Here is a 17017-nt window from a genome sequence, read left to right as displayed (position 1 = left end):
TCATTTGATACAATGGTCGTGTTAAAGAAGTCGATTGTACAAAAAGGAAAGTGATAACATGTATCGCTATACCATATGCTTTCTCAAACATAGAAATGGAATACTCATGCTGAATCGCAACAAATCACCGTTGATGGGGCTATGGAATGGTGTAGGCGGTAAACTAGAGCACGGAGAGACTCCACTGGACAGTGTCCTTCGCGAAATTCGGGAAGAGACAGGCATTTTGCTAGAAACCGCTTGCTACAAAGGGATTGTTTCTTGGTTAGTCGATGGAAAACAATCGGGCGGTATGTATGCATTTCTCGCTGATCTTCCAGAAGACTTCGAGCGCTCTCAAACCCCGCAGTTCGTGGAAGAAGGCATTCTTGACTGGAAAGAGCTAGCGTGGATCTTGGATCCGGACAATGAAGGCGTCCCGGAAAACCTCCCCATGTTTTTACCGTACATGTTGGAAAAAGCTGATCCTTGTCAGCATTTATTTACGTACGAAAAAAACCAGATCGTCAACTATGAAACAGCTCCATTGCCAAAGCCGGTAACGACTGGCTCGTAAAACGCTTGAATCGGAGGAGAAACACGGATGGAAATTCGCAAGCTTGCAGCACAGGAACATTCACCAATGGATTTACTCTTATTGGCTGACCCTTCTGTCAGATTGGTGGAAGATTATTTACAAAGAGGTCACTGCTATGTCGCTGTTCTGGAGGAGACCATCGTAGGTGTCTACGTATTGATTCCAACCAGACCGGATACGATTGAACTCGTGAATGTTGCAGTCGATGAGGCCCATCAAGGGAAGGGCATTGGCAAAAAGCTGGTTCTTCATTCCATTGAAGTAGCGAAGTCTCTTGGTTATAAGACGATCGAGGTCGGCACAGGAAATTCTAGTGTGGGTCAGCTCGCCCTTTATCAAAAGTGTGGATTTCGCATGAATTGGATTGATCGGGACTTTTTCTTGCGGCATTATGAGGAAGAGATTTACGAAAATGGCATTCAGGTAGTAGATATGGTTCGCCTCTCTCAAGATTTTTGAGAAGATTGTCTAGAAACAGTGTGAACCGTTTGAGTATACATAATCTATATTATGTTATCTTATTGTACGTTATCTTTTTATAGGAAAAGGTGATGCCAGGTGATCACGCACTTTTCTAAATTAACCTTACAAACCGTGTCCATCCAAGGGGTACATCAGGTTTACGCAGACCGTCTCGGTTTTCCGATTTCATCTCAATCAGACAAACAAATTACGTTTCAGGTCACACCCCATTTTCGACTAACCTTTGAAGAAGTGTATGAGCCGATCTCCCCTGCCCATATTGCTTTTCAAGTACCTTTTTCGCTGTTTCATGAATCAGCGAAAAAGATCAAAGAATCTGGTCTTTTGATTGTTCAATGGGAGGATGGGCATGACATTGATCAGGAAAAACAACTTATGAACCTGTATTTCCGCGATGGAGACGGGAATCTTCTGGAGATTATTGCCCACGAGTATGTGTCAGAAGAGGTCGTAGAGTCATCCACTCCCCTGCACATTATGTATTTACGGGAAGTGGGCTGTCCCGTGGAAAGTGTGCCTGTTTTTACGCAATGGCTCAAATCGAATATCAGCCTGAAAACATACGAGGATGGCGAAATATTCAACTTCGTCATTGGAGGAACGGCACATATTGTAGCCACATGGAAAAACAGACCTTGGATTCCCATTGCGATGAAAGCGTTACCACCGAAAATGCACGTCACATTTGGAACCCCTGACCAAACGTTCCTACAAAAAGTGCGGAAGCGCTTTGAAAAAAGTAATGTCCTGTTCCATTCGGATGCCCATGAGCTTACATTCGTCCGGGGGGGGTACTCTTTTTCTGTTATCCATACACCCGATTTCGCCCCTGACATTCCGAGCAAATTGCAGTTACCGCTTTCCATCTCGCCCTAGCAAATACAGCGGCAGACAAGGACTTCACACGTGGTCCCTGACTGCCGCTGTTCTGCTTTCATGCTATCCTCTGGCGACTTTTCTCTTCAAAAGGGGCTCGCGTCCTTCGCGTCCTTGTGTTTTCGCAAGGTAGATGGCATATTCAAGCGGGCGAGTAACGGCATTCTTGTACTGCTCCACTGCCCCCATCTCCCGAAAAATTTCCCGAGCTGGTTTGGGATTCACTTCGATCAGCCATGCGCGACCAACTACATCAATGCCAATATCTAGGCCAAATTCAACCATCCGTCCAAAATGATCCTCGAGTGTTTCCGCTGTTTGAAAAGCAAGCTGTTCGCAATCACGCACTATCTGCGCTGTGCGTTCCTCCCCAAACCTCGGTCGGAGAAATACCGAAACAGGGATCGCTTTTCCGCCGCCATGCAGATTAGAGGTTGCACTGCGTTCTGGACCCACGCGAATCCCATGACCTGTAATGCTCCATTCACCCTGCCCATTCTTTTGAATCAAGAGGCGCATGTCTACTGCACGCGAAGGGACCAACTGCAATCGAAGCCCTTGCTGTACAATGTATTTCTCCTGTCTCGTCCAATGATCCACCCATCTCTGGGCAGCGGCTTTGTCTCTTACTACCGTGGATACTTTCGCCCTTTGTTTGTTCCGACCGAGCAGTCTCAGTTCGTCGCCACGCTTTTCAATCGACAGGATGTTTCGTCCCCCAGTTCCATTGAGTGGCTTTACGTAGAGCAATGGATGCTTGCCTAGCATGTTGACCAGGCTTTGTCGGTTATAGAGGTGTGTCTCAGGAAGCCAGCGATGCATTCTGTGGTCCCGATGCAGCACCTCATGTACACGCCATTTGTTTGCCAATCGATTGTTTGCATACAAAAAATTACTCGTCCGTCGAAAGGCCACGTAGTTCTTAAATGCCTGTGTCGGTGTATAACGGTATCGGTCGAATACAGCGTCTGGACGGTCAAATATCCGTGCTTGCCAGCCGCCATTACTCCCCGGGACGTACCCTCTCACCTGCTTGCCAGATCCAAGTACATCGTTTGGTGAAAACAAGAAAACGGTACAGCCCAGTTCTTGTCCAGCCTTGAGCAGTCGCCGAAAATAGGTTGGTTCTGCAAATCTTTTGCCTTCCCGCCAAGTCAAAATGCCGATTATGGGTCGTTTCAAAAGACCACCCTCTCTCGTTTCCTCCTTGGCAGTTTATTCAGCCTGTAGTCAAATGGCGCTTACCTTAGCTTCTTTTCCAAGTGAAACAGATCGAGTGGCAACGGGGCTGTGACCTCAATTATTTCTCCCCCGAATGGATGCTCGAATTTGAGTACTGCGGCGTGCAGCGCTTGTCGCTTAATGAGTTCGCTCTTGCCACCATACAATTCATCCCCTAAAAGCGGGTGTCCAATATAACTGAAGTGAACACGAATTTGATGAGTTCTCCCCGTCTCCAATTGACATTCCACTTTCGTAGCTGTTTGAAAGCGTTCCTTCACCTGGTAGTGAGTAATCGCTGAATCTCCGTTTGGTGTGACCCTTCTGCGCGTCCCATGATTCCGATCTTTTCCGATGGGCTCATTAATTTTCCCGCGCTCTTTGGACATTGGTCCCGAAACATACGCGACATAGGTACGCTTGATTGTGCGCTCACGCAGCATTTCATCTAACAGTGCAGAGGCCCACGCATGCTTCGCATACAGAACGACGCCTGACGTATCTTGATCCAACCGATGGACATGGCGGACTTTTGCTTCCAGACCTGTACGGAAAAAGTGGCCAGACACAAGATGATCCAACGTCACATGATGATGTCGTTCGGTCGGATGTAACAAAAGGCCAACTGGCTTATTCACGATGAGCAAGTGATCATCCTCGTACAAGATCTCGGGAGCTTCACTAGCCGGATCAAGCCCCAAAGGCTCAGGCTTGCACATCCGCAGCCGAATTTCCTGCCCTGCTGTTCCCGCAACATGCTGAGCGACAGGTGCACCATCCAGCAGTACTTCTTTGTGTTGGAATAAAAGATGGACCTGCTTACGAGGCAGCTTCCACTCTTCGCGCAGCAGGTTCCCAATCGGAATGGCATCATCTTTGTCTCGTAAGTGAGAAACGAGCCATTCCCCTTCTTTTTTCATGTTTAACATTTCAGTCGATCTCCCTGTTCTATGTTCATGCAATTACGCTTGCTCGAGTCCTTTACCTACTTGAATGGCACGGTCCAGGAAATGCTCGATCTCATCACGACTTTTTCCGAGCTTGCTGACGAAGCGAACCAGTTCTTTTCCATCTTGGAAGGCAATAAAGCTTGGTATCCCAAAGACATCATACTTTTGGGACAAGTCCGGGAGAGTATCACGGTTAACTTCGATCATATCCAGTTGTTCTTTGTATTTTTCCTCCACGGCTGGCATGAATGGATCAATCCGATGGCAATCTGGGCACCAATCCGTGAAGAATTTGACGATGACTGGCTTTGTTGCTGCAATCACTTGCTCGAATTCTGCTTCTGTCTTAATTTCTCTCATGTTATCTTCCTCCCAGAATGATTTGGCAATAGTGTACCACAGGCGCGGGCTGTTTGGGACGTTTAAGAGAAACAATTGCCAGCGCTAACAAAACCATAAACGGGAATCCTATCACTTGTAAGCCAAAAACATTAAAGGAAGGTGCTTATCTTGAAGAAATTCGCTGCTTTGTTGATGGTTGCATGCTTGGTAACTACTGCAATTCCTGTATCCGCTGCGACACATGACGGTCACAAAAAACACCACAAGGTACAAACAAAAGCTCATCATATGAAGACCAAAGCTCACCATATGAAAACCAAAGCACATAAAGGCAAAGTGCATGTGAAAGCATTGCCGAAAACTGGTATGGGTGGAGCAAGCAATTAAAGGGGGCTCGTCCCCCTTTTCTTTACGACCTATGAAAAAACTACTCGGGTTCCTTCTATTCATTAGTTTGGTTACAATCGGTTGCGGCCATACAGCTAAACAACCAGTAGAAGCTCCAAAAATAACGAATGCCATACCAAAACCTGCAGGGCCGATCCATATTAAACGAACGGTTACCGTTTATGGTCCTTCGCTGCCACCTCAACCAACGTTCCTTCCTGTCGCCCCTCTTCCAGATGGCATCATGCCGACACTTCTACATATACCAAAACTGAACCTGCAAGCTCGCGTAGAACCGGTCGGCGTTTTAACAAATGGCCAAATGGACGTCCCAAAAGCTTTTGATCGCGTGGGTATTTTGTCGCCATGGACGAAGCCCGGGATGAGGGGAAATGCAGTGATCGCAGGCCATTTTGATCATTATACGGGTCCAGCTGTTTTTTACCATCTGAAAAAACTAAAGCCCGGTGACAAAATCATGGTGCGAGAAGCAAAAGGAAGAACGCTTACCTTCCAGGTTCGCAGAGTAGAAAGCTTTCAAACTGCCGAAGCCCCCATCGATCAGATTTTTGGGAATGCAGAAAGATCACACCTGAATTTGATTACCTGCTCTGGTAAATTTAACAAGAAGACACAGGAGCATGCTCGAAGGCTTGTCGTCTTTTCTGAGCTTGTTCAAGATACAGAGCCGCAAGATAATAAACCCAGTGTTCGCAAATGATTGCGGCGACTGGGTTATTTGTTTTGCCTTTATAATTTCCCACCCTGCTCGATGAGACATTGCACAAACGCTTCAGCCGGGCGGGACAATGGTTTGTCCTTTCGATACGCCACGACGAGTGTGCGAGAAGGTTTTGTTTTGATCCGCACATACGTTGGCGGTTCAATTGTTCCGGGTGCGAGCGTGATCATTTTCGGCGCAAACGACACCCCCATGCCAGCTGCAACTAGTGACTGAACGGTCTGGATGTTGGTGCTCTCGAAAACGATTCTTGGTCGGAACCCCGCCTGCTCACAGAGCCGAAGCGAAATCGTGCGGAAGCCCTGCCCTTCTTTTAACAGGATAAAAGGCTGATCGGCTACCTCTGCAAGATCGACTTCCTTACGTTTGGCGAGCGGATGGTTGGATGGTACAGCCAAAAAGATTTCTTCATTGATCGCAGGAATGATCGTAAGCGTTGGCTCACTGATGGGCATAGTTAGCAGGCTTACATCAATTTTACCCCGCACGAGCAGCTGCTCCAAATGACTCGACGTTTCCTCCATCAATTGCAGCTCGACACCTGGAAATTGCTGTGTAAACGTAGGCAACACCCTTGGCAGCACGTACGCCCCTGTAATCGGTAGACTTCCTACTAGCAATTTGCCGCTTTCTCCTATTGCATAAGCTCGCATTTCCCTCTCTAGCCCCTCAGACATATCTACGAGCGTCTGCGCCACCTGTACGAAGCGCTGGCCCGCATCAGTCAGTTCTACGTGCTGCGGCAAGCGATGGAACAAGCTAACACCGAGCATTTTTTCCAGCTTCGCAATTTGTTGGCTCAACGACGGTTGGGCCAAATGTAATCGATTGGCTGCCCGGGAAAAACTACGTTCTTCCGCAACAGCGAGTACATAACGAATTTGTCGTAACTCCATATAGACCTCCCCATAGGCAAAAACTATCCTTCTTATAATTATTATATCTTTGAACTATTCTCTTTGCCATGTTACAACCTTGTTAAGAGTTTTTGAACGAAGGAGGAAAACATGATGACAGCCCGTACGATGTTTGAAAAGATTTGGGACAATCACGTTATTCACGAAGAGGCAGGCAAGCCAAGCCTTTTTTATATCGACCTGCACCTGGTTCACGAGGTGACTTCACCGCAAGCTTTTGAAGGACTCCGCTTGTCTGGCCGCAAAGTACGCCGTCCAGAGCTTACCTTCGCGACCATGGACCACAACGTTCCGACTGCTGACCGCTTTAATGTCAAAGACCCGATCTCTCGTCAACAAATGGAAACCTTGACGACGAACTGTGAGGAATTTGGGATTACACTCGCGGATCTGAATAGCCCAGATCAAGGGATCGTCCACGTCATTGGTCCTGAACTCGGGCTTACACATCCAGGCAAAACAATCGTCTGCGGTGACAGCCACACCTCTACTCACGGAGCATTCGGTGCCCTCGCCTTCGGTATTGGTACCAGTGAAGTAGAGCATGTACTCGCAACGCAATGCTTGCAGCAATCCAAGCCAAAAACGATGGAAGTACGCGTGAACGGCGACCTGCCATTCGGTGTCAGTGCAAAAGATTTAATTTTGGCGATTATCGCAAAATACGGAACTGACTTTGCAACTGGCTACGTCATCGAATACACAGGCGCTGCGATCCGTAACCTGACCATGGAAGAACGTATGACAGTGTGCAACATGACGATTGAAGGAGGCGCTCGTGCTGGCTTAATCGCTCCTGACCAGACTACTTTTGACTACTTGAAAGGCAAACGCTACGTTCCACAAGGGGAAGATTTCCTTGCAGCTGTCGAGGCTTGGAAAGAGCTGTGCACAGACGAAGGCGCTACGTTTGATGTCTGTGTTGAAATCGATGCAGTCGAAATCGCTCCGCAAGTTACGTGGGGAACGAGCCCTGGTATGGGTACGAACATTACGAACACCGTTCCAGACCCTGAGTCATTCGAGACAACAGCACAGCGCAAAGCAGCACAAGATGCTCTGGCGTATATGGACCTTGCGCCTGGCACCCCTATGAGCGACATCAAAATCGATCGCGTGTTTATCGGCTCCTGTACAAATGGTCGGATTGAGGACCTGCGCAAAGCAGCCGAAGTGGCAAAAGGACGCAAGGTCTCCCCTTCCGTACACGCGATGGTCGTTCCTGGCTCTCAAGCAGTTAAGCAGCTCGCTGAACAAGAAGGCTTGCACTTCATTTTCCAAGAAGCTGGCTTTGACTGGCGCGAATCTGGTTGCTCCATGTGTCTGGCGATGAACCCAGATATCCTGTCCGAGGGTGAGCGTTGTGCTTCTACTTCCAACCGGAACTTCGAAGGACGTCAAGGACGAGGTGGAAGGACACATCTGGTCAGCCCGGAAATGGCTGCGGCTGCGGCTATCGCAGGTCACTTCGTAGATGTACGTGAATGGAAAAACGAGAACGCAAGCAAGGAGGTATTCCAATGAATCCATTTGTCATCCACACCGGAGTGGTAGCTCCACTCGATCGTGTAAACGTAGATACGGACGCGATTATCCCCAAGCAATTCTTGAAGCGCATTGAGCGCAGCGGTTTTGGTCAATTCCTGTTCTACGAATGGCGCTTTACTGTCGATGGTGCGCCAATCGATACGTTCATTCTGAATACGCCTGCATACAAGGAGTCTTCTGTCCTTCTTGCGCGCAACAATTTTGGCTGTGGCTCCTCTCGTGAGCATGCGCCATGGGCTCTCCTTGATTACGGCTTCCGCTGTGTAATTGCTCCATCCTTTGCGGACATTTTTTACAACAACTGCTTCAAAAACGGCATCCTGCCGATCAAGTTGAGTGAAGAACAAGTCGACGAGCTGTTCAATCGTGCTCAAAACAAGCCGAACTATCAGCTGACCATCGATCTGCAAGAACAAGTCGTTCGTGACAGTGAAGGTCTCTCCTACCCGTTTGAGGTTGACTCCTATCGTCGTTATTGCCTGCTGAATGGCCTCGACGATATTGGAATTACGTTGCAGTATGAAGATAAGATCACGGTATACGAAGCTAGTCGTTAACTTTCAATCCATAGCATAGCGCATAGAAAAAGCGAAGGCATCCACTATTGTGTGCCTTCGCTTTTTCCATGGTTGCCCTATAGAAGAATATACATGTGATTTTCATCGAAGTATTGATCGCCGATTTTCAGTGCCCGTTTTTCCACTCCATATGGGAGAAAGCCCATTTTCTCATAGAGACGAATGGCAGCTGGATTGGTCGTGACGACAGCGAGCTGTACCGTATCGATATCTCCCCGCTTCTTCAAATACGCGAGCTCAGTCTGCATGAGCGCTTGTGCGACACCCGTCCCGCGATACGCTTCACGCACGTACATGGAGACGATAGCAGCTTTGTGTCTTGCTTTCAACCCTCTATGGCGGAAAAAACCGATGATGCCGGTTAGCTGTCCTTCCACAAAAGCTCCAAAATAGCCGCTATCCCCCGACTCTCCTTGAGAAAGTCTCCTCAGCCACTCTTCCTTTGGCTTTTGGATTTCCTCTTCATAAGTAGAGCCGAATGCATCTGGATCTGTTTGCAGCCCTTCCAGTCTAATCTTGATAAGCTCATCTGCATCGTCTGGTCCCAAAAATCGAACTTCCATTCTAAGCTGCCCCTCTCCCAATTTTAATTTCCACTTATCTTAGTCAAGAGTTGCTAGAATGTAAAGAACTATCTAAAAAAAGCGCCAAGAGTATCTCCCTGGCACATAAACCTCTACCTATGCAGTTCCAGTCTGGTTTGGGTTGCTTTGCCCAAACAGCTGCAACGCTTGCTCTCGCAGCTTGAACTTTTGTATTTTTCCGGAGGCCGTCATCGGATATTCGTCTACAAACTGTATGTAGCGAGGGATTTTGTAATGAGCAATCTTCCCTTCGCAATAGTCCCGCACCTCTTCCTCCGATAACGTCTCGTGAGGCTTTACCCGAATGCACGCCAATACCTGCTCTCCGTATTTGGCATCAGGTACACCTACAATCTGGATGTCCAACACTTTTGGATGCGTATAGAGGAATTCTTCCACTTCACGTGGATAAATATTTTCCCCTCCGCGAATGATCATATCTTTGAGCCTGCCAGTAATCCGATAGTAGCCTTCTTCATCTACGGTTGCCAAGTCTCCAGTATGTAGCCAGCCTTCGTGATCGATCGCTTTTACTGTCTCCTCTGGCATGTTGTAATAGCCTTTCATGACCAAATATCCTCGGGTGCACAGCTCGCCTTGGACACCTGGCGGCAAGATGTCACCTGTCACCGGATCGATGACTTTTGCTTCTACTTCTGCATGCAGCCGACCGACTGTGGATACTTTTCGCTCGAGGGAATCCTCCGGTACAGTCTGTGTGATGACGGGAGAAGCTTCCGTTTGTCCGTACGCAATCGTAATGTCACGGATGCCCATTTGATCGACGACCTTCTTCATGACCTCAATCGGGCATAAAGAACCTGCCATGATGCCTGTTCGCAGCGAGCTCAGGTCACGCTCGGTAAAAGTCGGATGGTTCAGCTCAGCAATAAACATGGTGGGTACACCGTACAGTGCTGTGCAGCGCTCAGACTCCACAACCGCAAGTACGACGCCGGGATCAAAGGCGATGACAGGAACCATCGTCGCCCCTGTCGCCACACATGCCAAGGTCCCCATCACACAACCAAAGCAGTGGAAAAACGGAACAGGAATACACACCTTATCCTCTAGCCCGAGCCGTTGGCATTCCGCTACCTTAATGGCATTGTTGACGATATTGACATGCGACAGCATGACTCCCTTTGGAAAACCGGTCGTCCCGGATGTGTACTGCATATTGATGACATCATCAGGTGAGAGCGTGGCCTGGCGCGATATCCGCTCTTCTTCCGTGACCCATGCAGCACGTTCGAGCAAATCACTCCACAAAAACATCCCGGGTTGACGCTCATTCCCTAGATAAATGACATTTTTTAAATGCGGAAGCCTTTTGGATTGAAGCGCACCAGGATCACATGTCTGTAACTCCGGGCAAATTTCTTGAATCATGGCGAGATAATTCGCATCGCGATAGGAATCAATCAACAGAAGCGTCGTCGACTCTGACTGACGCAGTAAATATTCCAGTTCATGTACCCGGTAGCTTGTATTGACCGTTACCAGCACACCCCCCATTTTCGCTGTGGCAAATTGGGAAATCACCCATTCTGGCACATTGGTTGCCCAAATCGCGATATTCTCTCCTTTTTGAATGCCAAGAGACATAAATCCCCGCGCTGCCTGATTGCATATCTCTTGAAATTCCCCAAACGTATAACGAAGCCCTCGTTCGTGATAAACCAGCGCTTCCTTTTCCTGATACTTACTGGCTGTGTCGTCTAACATGTTGCCGATTGTGGTCATATGAATCATACAAGCACCCCCAAAACATTCAGACTATTCTGTATGATTCTTCCTATATGCCACAAACCCTTCTTTTTCCATTCACGTCCTACACCCATTCGCCCTTGTGTTTATTGATAAAGGCGATGTCTTCTTGGTAGTGACGAATATGCCCTTCCTCGACCATCTTTTGAAAAGCGGCATCGCCTTCACTGGCTTTTCTGGCAATGGTTTTGCATAGTCCTTCTAAACGAAGCACTACCATCTCAACGGGCTTCTCCTTCCATTCCATCCCATACGATTCAAAAAACAATGCCATTCGCTGTTTTCGCTGATTGGCATGCAGCAATGGTTGGTAATGGATTTTTTCTCCGGATTCAGAAATCGAGAATCTACTGAAAGGCACACAGGTATAGAGAGTATAGGCGATATCCCAAAGTCTTGGGCCCGGAGCCGCTACATCAAAATCAATAATACCAATCGGCCTTTGTTGATGAAAAATAATATTGTACATGGCAAAGTCGTTATGACAGATGACTTCACGCGGTTCAGGAGTGTGATCCAACGAATGCCATTGATCATCGAACAGAAAATCACTGACAGAATCATGATAAAGCCGAAGCATCTTCGCAATTTCTTGTAGCGCTGCGTTCGACTGCATATATTCCTTCAAGGGAGCATGACCAGGCTCTCCTTCTATAAAGGATAGGATTTCTCTCCCCTTTTCATCGATGCCTAAAAATTTGGGAGCATACGGATAGCCTGTTCTTTCCAAGTGCTTCAATAATTCATGGATGTTCTTGCTTTCTGGCTTTACTTCCCTTCTGACTGTATTGCCAAAACGGTAAACGTTTGTTACGTTTCCGCCCGTTAATAATTCTTCTTTTGACGGTTTTGACATATCAGAAACGCCCCTTTCCCTTCAGCGCAAAAAGAAAAGCGTCCCTGTTGTGGAACGCTATCTTTTTTACTTCACGACGATTTTTTTCGTAGCCTCTACCTTGTATGGCAGGTGATTGCTGTAGTTGAGCTCTACCCGAATTTCATGCTCACCCTTGGGCAACTTTTTCAGTAAAAACTCTGGTTGATAAATCATCCCTTTGGGTTCGCCATTCAGGTATAAATGTGCGTGTCCCTCTCCAAAGACTGGGGCTTCGGCTAATTCACCATTTTCCTGAACAAACGTGAAGTTCTCTGTGAGCAAGGATACCTCTGCCGTCGTCCCATCCATCTTGACCTCCATATTCAGCGCCGGCTTTTCTGACCCTGCTGGCTGGTTCAAGGGTGCCGTCGCTGTAACCGGAGTAGTCGGGTCTGACGGTCGATAAGAGTCCGAGACGCTCAGAGGGTCTTTGACCAAAAGTACGATCCCCGCCACCAGTACTACAAGAAAAACAATTCCGCCCAAAATGAGATTGCGCATACTGATAATAAAGACTTTCATGTCTCTACTCTCCCTTTCGCAAGTGCTTGTCACTTATTTGTACATGCATATGCGAGAGTGAAGAGAGTTAGAAGTAAAAACTTTTCTAGTAGTCAAAAGACGATTTTTGGAACAGCTCCAACTTAGCGGTAGTTAATAAATTGTACGTCCAATGGCAAATCAGCTTTGCGGATCGCGTTGATGATTTGCTGCAGCTCATCTTTGCTTTTGCCCGTCACGCGAATTTGGTCATCTTGAATCTGTGTTTTCACTTTAAGACCGGTATCTTTGATGATGCTGTTGATCTTTTTCGCATTGTCTTTGTCGATCCCCTGTACTAGCTTGACACGCTGACGGACAGTACCGCCCGCTGCCGGTTCAACTTTGCCATAGTCGAGGTTTTTGATCGGGACATCCCGTTTGACAAGCTTACCAAGTAAAATGTCTTTTACCTGACTGAGCTTGAAGTCGTCATCGGAGACGAGAACGAGCTCTTCCTTTTCCAAGGAGATGCTGCTCTTGCTCCCTTTGAAGTCAAAGCGGTTCTCGATTTCTTTTAATGCGGTCTGAATCGCATTGTTCACTTCGGATAACTCTACTTTGGACACGATATCAAATGAGCTCTCTTTACTCAAAGGAATTCTCCTCTCTTTTATTAGATCGCACGGATCAAGCCACCATCGACGAGGAAGGATTGACCTGTCACGTAGCTGTTTGCTGGCGAAGCCAAGAACGTCACCATGCGAGCAAACTCGTCAGGCTGACCATATCTGCCCAATGGGATTTGCTTCTCCCAATTTTCTCTTACTTCATCTGCACGGATGCTCTTCGCCTCTGCGGTAAGCCCATCCAGTTGTGCCACCCGATCCGTCGCAATTCTTCCAGGCCCGATGGTATTAATCAGAATCCCATCTGGTCCTAATTCTGAAGAAAGCGTCTTGGATAGACCCAATACCCCTGTACGAAACGTATTGGACAGAAGCAAATTTTCAATAGGCTGTTTAAAGGACGAGGAAGCGAAATTGATGATTCTTCCAAATTGGTTCGCTCGCATATGCGGCAATACAGCACGAATGGCACGTACATAGCTGAGCAAATTTAGCTGGAAGGCTTGCATCCACTGTTCGTCGGTGAGCTGATCGAATCTGCCTATTGCAGGTCCACCTGAATTGTTGATTAAAATATCGACGCTGCCAAAATGCTTGACCGTTTCTTCGACAACTCGCTTTATGTCTTCTTCTTTAGTTACATCCACCGTAACAGCAAGCGGGGTTTTGCCAGTAGCCTGTTCGATTTCATCACGAACGATTTCCAGAGCAGCTTCATCTCTACCGCATATCGTGACATTCGCTCCTTCTTGGGCGAGGCATTGCGCTGTTGCCTTCCCTAATCCTTTTGACGACGCGAGTACCAGAGCGGTTCTTCCTTGCAAAAATAGATCCATATGCTTGCTCCTTTCCTGGTTCACTCATGTATACTTATCTCTTTATTCTACAGAACTTTCAGACGAAGGAAAAGCAAAAGAGAAGGGCTACAGCACATGCTCCCCTTCTCTTGCGAATTACTATACCTCTGTCGGAGGTACGTTCTTATCTTTGTTTTGTTTTGCTTCTCGTTTTGCTTCGCGCTTCTCCTGACGAGCTGCTTTTCGCGCCAGTCTTTTTGCCTTCGCCCCCTCAAACAGGGAGTACAGAACTGGAACGAGCACCAGCGTAACAATAGTATGGAAGATCAAACCGGAGATTACGGCAGTTGCGAGCGGTGCTTCCAAATCAGAACCTTCCGCCATCGCCAGTCCCATCGGCAGCATTCCCAAAATCGCTGTCAGCTTCGTCATGATAACAGGACGAATCCGTTCCTTCGTTCCTTGAATAATGGCTTCGGCTGTATCCATTCCACGTTTGCGCAGCAGGTTGATCCTGTCGATCAAGAGGATCGCATTGGATACGACGATACCGACAAGCATGATAATCCCGATCATCGCCATTTCACCGAATGTCCGCTGCGTAAGGACGAATCCAAGCACAACACCGACCAAGGCCATTGGAATCGTCAGCATGATGATAAACGGCTGGGACATCCGCCCAAACTGGGCAACCATGATGACGTAAATCAGAGCCAGAACACCTAAGAATACGAAGATCCCTTGGCTTATGTTCGTGCTTTGCTCTTTCAACTTACCGGCGATTTCCACTTTATAACCTGCTGGTACAGGTACGGATGGCAATTTTTCATTAATCTCACGGCCTACAGGCCCTAAATCACTTCCCAGCATCTCGGCAGAAACCGTAACGATGCGGTCGCCTTCTTTACGCTCAATCGTGATCGGAGACTTACTGTACTCGATATCTACCAGGTCTGCCAAAGGCACTGCTGCTCCGTCTTTCGATGTCACCATAATCGTTTTGAGCTGATCCGGATGCTTCAGCCAGTTATCCGGCATCTTGGCAACGATGTCTACTTCGATTCCATCTTGTGTGATGGACGTAATTGGTTGGCTGCCAATTAACACGCTCAGTTGCTGCAAAAGGGAACGGTGATCTACATTCAGTCTGGTAAGCGCTTCTTGTTTTGGCAGCAACGTAACTTTTTCTTTTCCTTCTTTAAAATCGTTGCGAATGTTGGTGAGCCCGTTGATCGTTCCAAGCATCGCTTCCAGATCGGTTGCGATCTTCCGCATGACTTCCATATCATCCCCGTAAACATCCAGTTGGATCGGACCGCTTCCGCCTTGTTGTCCGAAAGACATGGAGACGGATTCGATTCCTGGGGTCGCATTCAGGCGCTTGTTAATATCCTCGTTCAAAGCGTCCTTTTCACGTGTTCTGTCCGTCTTCGGAATTAAGGAAATGAACAATGTTGCTTCTTCCTTGGAAGTAAAGAAGAATACATCCTTGATTTCCGGGATCTCCCGCATAGATGTTTCCGCGGTGACGGCTGCTTTTTGGGCTGTTTCCAACGTAGTACCGATTGGCATTTTCATCGTGACAAAGACGATATTTTCATTGGGGTTAATTCCTTGACCCATTTTCATAAAAGGTGTGAGGAAAGCGGAACCAACCAGCAATGCTACTGCGAGTAAAACCGTTTTAATCCGATGCTTGATCGCTACATTTAGAATGCCGCTGAATACGCGAATAATAAAGTGTTCCTTGCCTTCTCCTTCTAGCGAAACGTGCTTATCCTTCTGCAAGAAGCGATTGGAAAACACGGGAACGAAGAAGAAAGCAGCGATCGTCGATGCAATAATGGCAGCGGATACCGTAAAGGCGATGGTAGCCAAAACCGGTTTCAGCCAATCTTCGAAATCCGCAAAGACAAGTGGCAAAAAGACGATGATGATCGTGAGCTGCGAGGTGAACACAGGTGTCAAAACTTCTCTCGTTCCTTTAATAATGGCCTGCTTCAGCTCTTCGCCCTTTTCCCGGTAGTGATAGATACTTTCCAATACGACGATGGCGGCATCGACGATCAAGCCGACTGACAAACTAAGCGACAGCAAGCTGATCATATCAATGTTGTAGCCTGCGAGTTTCATCGCGATGAACGTCATGAACGCAGAGAGCGGCAGCGTCGTAGCGATGACGAGTGTGACCCTCCAGTTGCGAAGGAAGACGAACAAGATGATGATCGCAAGCGCCCCACCAATCATGACATCCCGGCTGAGGTTGCTCACGGCATGCTCGACAAAGGAAGCTCCTTCGAACATGACTTTGATGTTGTATTTGCCGTTTGCTTCTGTGTTCATTTTGCGAACGACTTCTTCTACATTCTTTTGTGTCGTGATCAAGTCATAGCCGTCTGCCCGCGTCACGCTGATTTGAATAAACACGGAACCATTTGTCAGGGCGACAAAGTCTTTCACTTTACCACGCAAATCTTCAATTTGTGCCAGTTGATTCAGAGAAACGGTTCCTCTCGGTGTATCAATTGGCAGTGCCTCTATTTCCTGTGGGGTCTGATAAGTGTTGTCAATCATGACAACCGTATCAAATCCCGTGTTCTCCAGTGTACCAATCCCTTGCTTCCAGTTTGTGTCCTGAAGCTGTGAAATGATAGCTGCTGGCGTTGTTTGATAGGCATTCAATCGCTGTGGCAAAAAGGATATGGTAATTTTATTCTCGAAGCTTTTCTCATCTACGGTTACTTCCTTGACGCCCTCGACTTCTTCAATGCGGTCCTTGATCGAGGTTTTTGCCAAACTCAGCATGGTCTTCGGCTCTGCTCCTACGATGGCAAAATCAATCATTTGATCGCTACCCATATTGCTCTGGGAGATATCTACAGAGTCAACGGCTTTCGGAAAACCGTTTCGGAGACGGTTGACGGCATTTTGGACATCTTGCTTCACCTGCTCACCTTTTCCTTCATTGGCCGAAACATTGATTCTGACAGAACCTGCACTTGTTGAAGAAGAGTATTTTTTAATATCATTAATCGATTTTAGTTCTTGCTCTACTTTCTTCGTTACTTTTTCTTCCATCTCTTCTGGTGGCAGTGCACCACCGGAAATTCTTACGTAAATATCAGGAAAGTTCGTCTTTGGAACGAGTTCGATATTAAAGCTGAATAAGGACCCCAAACCTGCAATGACGAGTAAAAATGTAAACAAGTAGACAATTAGCTGTCTTTTCAGCAAAAAGAGAATCATCTTGTTCATGCAA

The 17017-nt window shown here is 47.4% G+C and carries 18 protein-coding genes; 7 read left to right on the top strand and 11 right to left on the bottom strand.

Translation table 11 applies throughout. The features are described 5' to 3' along the window. Positions 1–58 precede the first annotated feature (58 nt). The 3 genes from ACFYU8_RS01945 to ACFYU8_RS01935 all read left to right on the top strand — a co-directional run bounded on the left by ACFYU8_RS01945 (position 59) and on the right by ACFYU8_RS01935 (position 1936). Positions 59–556, top strand: a complete 498-nt coding sequence (locus ACFYU8_RS01945) for an NUDIX hydrolase (protein WP_390296335.1) — start codon at positions 59–61, stop codon at positions 554–556. Positions 557–583: 27 nt separating this feature from the next. Continuing rightward, positions 584–1036 carry a GNAT family N-acetyltransferase gene (locus ACFYU8_RS01940; protein WP_390296337.1) on the top strand — a complete coding sequence of 151 codons (453 nt, stop codon included), beginning with the start codon at positions 584–586 and terminating at the stop codon, positions 1034–1036. Positions 1037–1135: 99 nt separating this feature from the next. After that, complete coding sequence (locus ACFYU8_RS01935) at positions 1136–1936, top strand: VOC family protein (RefSeq protein ID WP_390296338.1); 801 nt, start codon at positions 1136–1138, stop codon at positions 1934–1936. Between the two features lie 63 nt (positions 1937–1999). On the opposite strand, the gene ACFYU8_RS01930 is transcribed toward ACFYU8_RS01935, so the two are convergent. From ACFYU8_RS01930 to ACFYU8_RS01920, 3 genes are read right to left on the bottom strand one after another with little or no spacing between them, the layout of a single operon-like run. Next, positions 2000–3118 carry a YheC/YheD family endospore coat-associated protein gene (locus ACFYU8_RS01930; RefSeq protein WP_390296340.1) on the bottom strand — a complete coding sequence of 373 codons (1119 nt, stop codon included), beginning with the start codon at positions 3116–3118 and terminating at the stop codon, positions 2000–2002. A 59-nt stretch (positions 3119–3177) separates the two neighbouring features. Further along, positions 3178–4086 (bottom strand): RluA family pseudouridine synthase, encoded by a 909-nt coding sequence (locus ACFYU8_RS01925; RefSeq protein WP_390296342.1) that lies wholly within the window; start codon positions 4084–4086, stop codon positions 3178–3180. 33 nt (positions 4087–4119) lie between these two features. Beyond that, on the bottom strand, positions 4120–4467 hold the full coding sequence (locus ACFYU8_RS01920; RefSeq protein WP_390296343.1) for a thioredoxin family protein: 348 nt from the start codon (positions 4465–4467) through the stop codon (positions 4120–4122). Between the two features lie 150 nt (positions 4468–4617). On the opposite strand from ACFYU8_RS01920, the gene ACFYU8_RS01915 reads away from it, so the two are divergent. Beyond that, positions 4618–4836 carry a hypothetical protein gene (locus ACFYU8_RS01915; RefSeq protein ID WP_391365166.1) on the top strand — a complete coding sequence of 73 codons (219 nt, stop codon included), beginning with the start codon at positions 4618–4620 and terminating at the stop codon, positions 4834–4836. A gap of 31 nt (positions 4837–4867) precedes the next feature. Continuing rightward, on the top strand, positions 4868–5557 hold the full coding sequence (locus tag ACFYU8_RS01910; protein ID WP_390296345.1) for a class F sortase: 690 nt from the start codon (positions 4868–4870) through the stop codon (positions 5555–5557). Between the two features lie 29 nt (positions 5558–5586). Here the strand turns inward: ACFYU8_RS01910 and ACFYU8_RS01905 are convergent, their stop codons facing one another. Then, entirely contained in the window at positions 5587–6474 is an 888-nt protein-coding gene (locus ACFYU8_RS01905) for a LysR family transcriptional regulator (protein WP_390296346.1), read from the bottom strand. 114 nt (positions 6475–6588) lie between these two features. Between ACFYU8_RS01905 and leuC the strand changes: the two genes are divergently transcribed. Both leuC and leuD read left to right on the top strand, forming a co-directional pair. Further along, positions 6589–8019 (top strand): 3-isopropylmalate dehydratase large subunit, encoded by a 1431-nt coding sequence (leuC, locus tag ACFYU8_RS01900; RefSeq protein ID WP_390297365.1) that lies wholly within the window; start codon positions 6589–6591, stop codon positions 8017–8019. Next, positions 8016–8600 (top strand): 3-isopropylmalate dehydratase small subunit, encoded by a 585-nt coding sequence (leuD, locus tag ACFYU8_RS01895; RefSeq protein ID WP_390296348.1) that lies wholly within the window; start codon positions 8016–8018, stop codon positions 8598–8600. The genes leuC and leuD overlap by 4 nt, the downstream gene beginning before the upstream one ends. A 77-nt stretch (positions 8601–8677) precedes the next feature. On the opposite strand, the gene ACFYU8_RS01890 is transcribed toward leuD, so the two are convergent. From ACFYU8_RS01890 to ACFYU8_RS01860, 7 genes are all read right to left on the bottom strand, one after another. Next, entirely contained in the window at positions 8678–9184 is a 507-nt protein-coding gene (locus ACFYU8_RS01890) for a GNAT family N-acetyltransferase (protein ID WP_390296350.1), read from the bottom strand. Positions 9185–9301: 117 nt separating this feature from the next. Continuing rightward, positions 9302–10960, bottom strand: a complete 1659-nt coding sequence (locus ACFYU8_RS01885) for an AMP-binding protein (RefSeq protein ID WP_390296352.1) — start codon at positions 10958–10960, stop codon at positions 9302–9304. Positions 10961–11039: 79 nt separating this feature from the next. Continuing rightward, a complete protein-coding gene (locus ACFYU8_RS01880) occupies positions 11040–11831 on the bottom strand; it encodes a phosphotransferase (protein ID WP_390296354.1) in 792 nt (263 codons plus the stop codon). 66 nt (positions 11832–11897) lie between these two features. Then, positions 11898–12374 (bottom strand): hypothetical protein, encoded by a 477-nt coding sequence (locus ACFYU8_RS01875; RefSeq protein WP_390296356.1) that lies wholly within the window; start codon positions 12372–12374, stop codon positions 11898–11900. 122 nt (positions 12375–12496) lie between these two features. Continuing rightward, positions 12497–12988 (bottom strand): YajQ family cyclic di-GMP-binding protein, encoded by a 492-nt coding sequence (locus ACFYU8_RS01870; protein WP_390296357.1) that lies wholly within the window; start codon positions 12986–12988, stop codon positions 12497–12499. A gap of 20 nt (positions 12989–13008) precedes the next feature. Beyond that, complete coding sequence (locus tag ACFYU8_RS01865; protein WP_390296359.1) at positions 13009–13797, bottom strand: SDR family oxidoreductase; 789 nt, start codon at positions 13795–13797, stop codon at positions 13009–13011. 120 nt (positions 13798–13917) lie between these two features. Further along, a complete protein-coding gene (locus ACFYU8_RS01860; protein ID WP_390296361.1) occupies positions 13918–17013 on the bottom strand; it encodes an efflux RND transporter permease subunit in 3096 nt (1031 codons plus the stop codon). Between the last annotated feature and the right edge of the window lie 4 nt (positions 17014–17017).

Source organism: Brevibacillus sp. NPDC003359 (assembly GCF_042878995.1).
In the GTDB taxonomy this organism is placed as follows: Bacteria; Bacillota; Bacilli; order Brevibacillales; family Brevibacillaceae; genus Brevibacillus.
The sequence above is the reverse complement of the archived record's forward strand: the minus strand, read 5'-3'. Positions and strand labels throughout refer to the sequence as shown.

Coding starts and splice junctions, on each gene's coding strand:
- ACFYU8_RS01945 (WP_390296335.1), top strand. CDS start 59: ATGTATCGCTATACCATATGCTTTCTCAAACATAGAAATGGAATACTC.
- ACFYU8_RS01940 (WP_390296337.1), top strand. CDS start 584: ATGGAAATTCGCAAGCTTGCAGCACAGGAACATTCACCAATGGATTTA.
- ACFYU8_RS01925 (WP_390296342.1), bottom strand. CDS start 4,086: ATGTTAAACATGAAAAAAGAAGGGGAATGGCTCGTTTCTCACTTACGA.
- ACFYU8_RS01920 (WP_390296343.1), bottom strand. CDS start 4,467: ATGAGAGAAATTAAGACAGAAGCAGAATTCGAGCAAGTGATTGCAGCA.
- ACFYU8_RS01910 (WP_390296345.1), top strand. CDS start 4,868: ATGAAAAAACTACTCGGGTTCCTTCTATTCATTAGTTTGGTTACAATC.
- ACFYU8_RS01905 (WP_390296346.1), bottom strand. CDS start 6,474: ATGGAGTTACGACAAATTCGTTATGTACTCGCTGTTGCGGAAGAACGT.
- leuC (WP_390297365.1), top strand. CDS start 6,589: ATGACAGCCCGTACGATGTTTGAAAAGATTTGGGACAATCACGTTATT.
- leuD (WP_390296348.1), top strand. CDS start 8,016: ATGAATCCATTTGTCATCCACACCGGAGTGGTAGCTCCACTCGATCGT.
- ACFYU8_RS01890 (WP_390296350.1), bottom strand. CDS start 9,184: ATGGAAGTTCGATTTTTGGGACCAGACGATGCAGATGAGCTTATCAAG.
- ACFYU8_RS01885 (WP_390296352.1), bottom strand. CDS start 10,960: ATGATTCATATGACCACAATCGGCAACATGTTAGACGACACAGCCAGT.
- ACFYU8_RS01880 (WP_390296354.1), bottom strand. CDS start 11,831: ATGTCAAAACCGTCAAAAGAAGAATTATTAACGGGCGGAAACGTAACA.
- ACFYU8_RS01875 (WP_390296356.1), bottom strand. CDS start 12,374: ATGAAAGTCTTTATTATCAGTATGCGCAATCTCATTTTGGGCGGAATT.
- ACFYU8_RS01865 (WP_390296359.1), bottom strand. CDS start 13,797: ATGGATCTATTTTTGCAAGGAAGAACCGCTCTGGTACTCGCGTCGTCA.
- ACFYU8_RS01860 (WP_390296361.1), bottom strand. CDS start 17,013: ATGAACAAGATGATTCTCTTTTTGCTGAAAAGACAGCTAATTGTCTAC.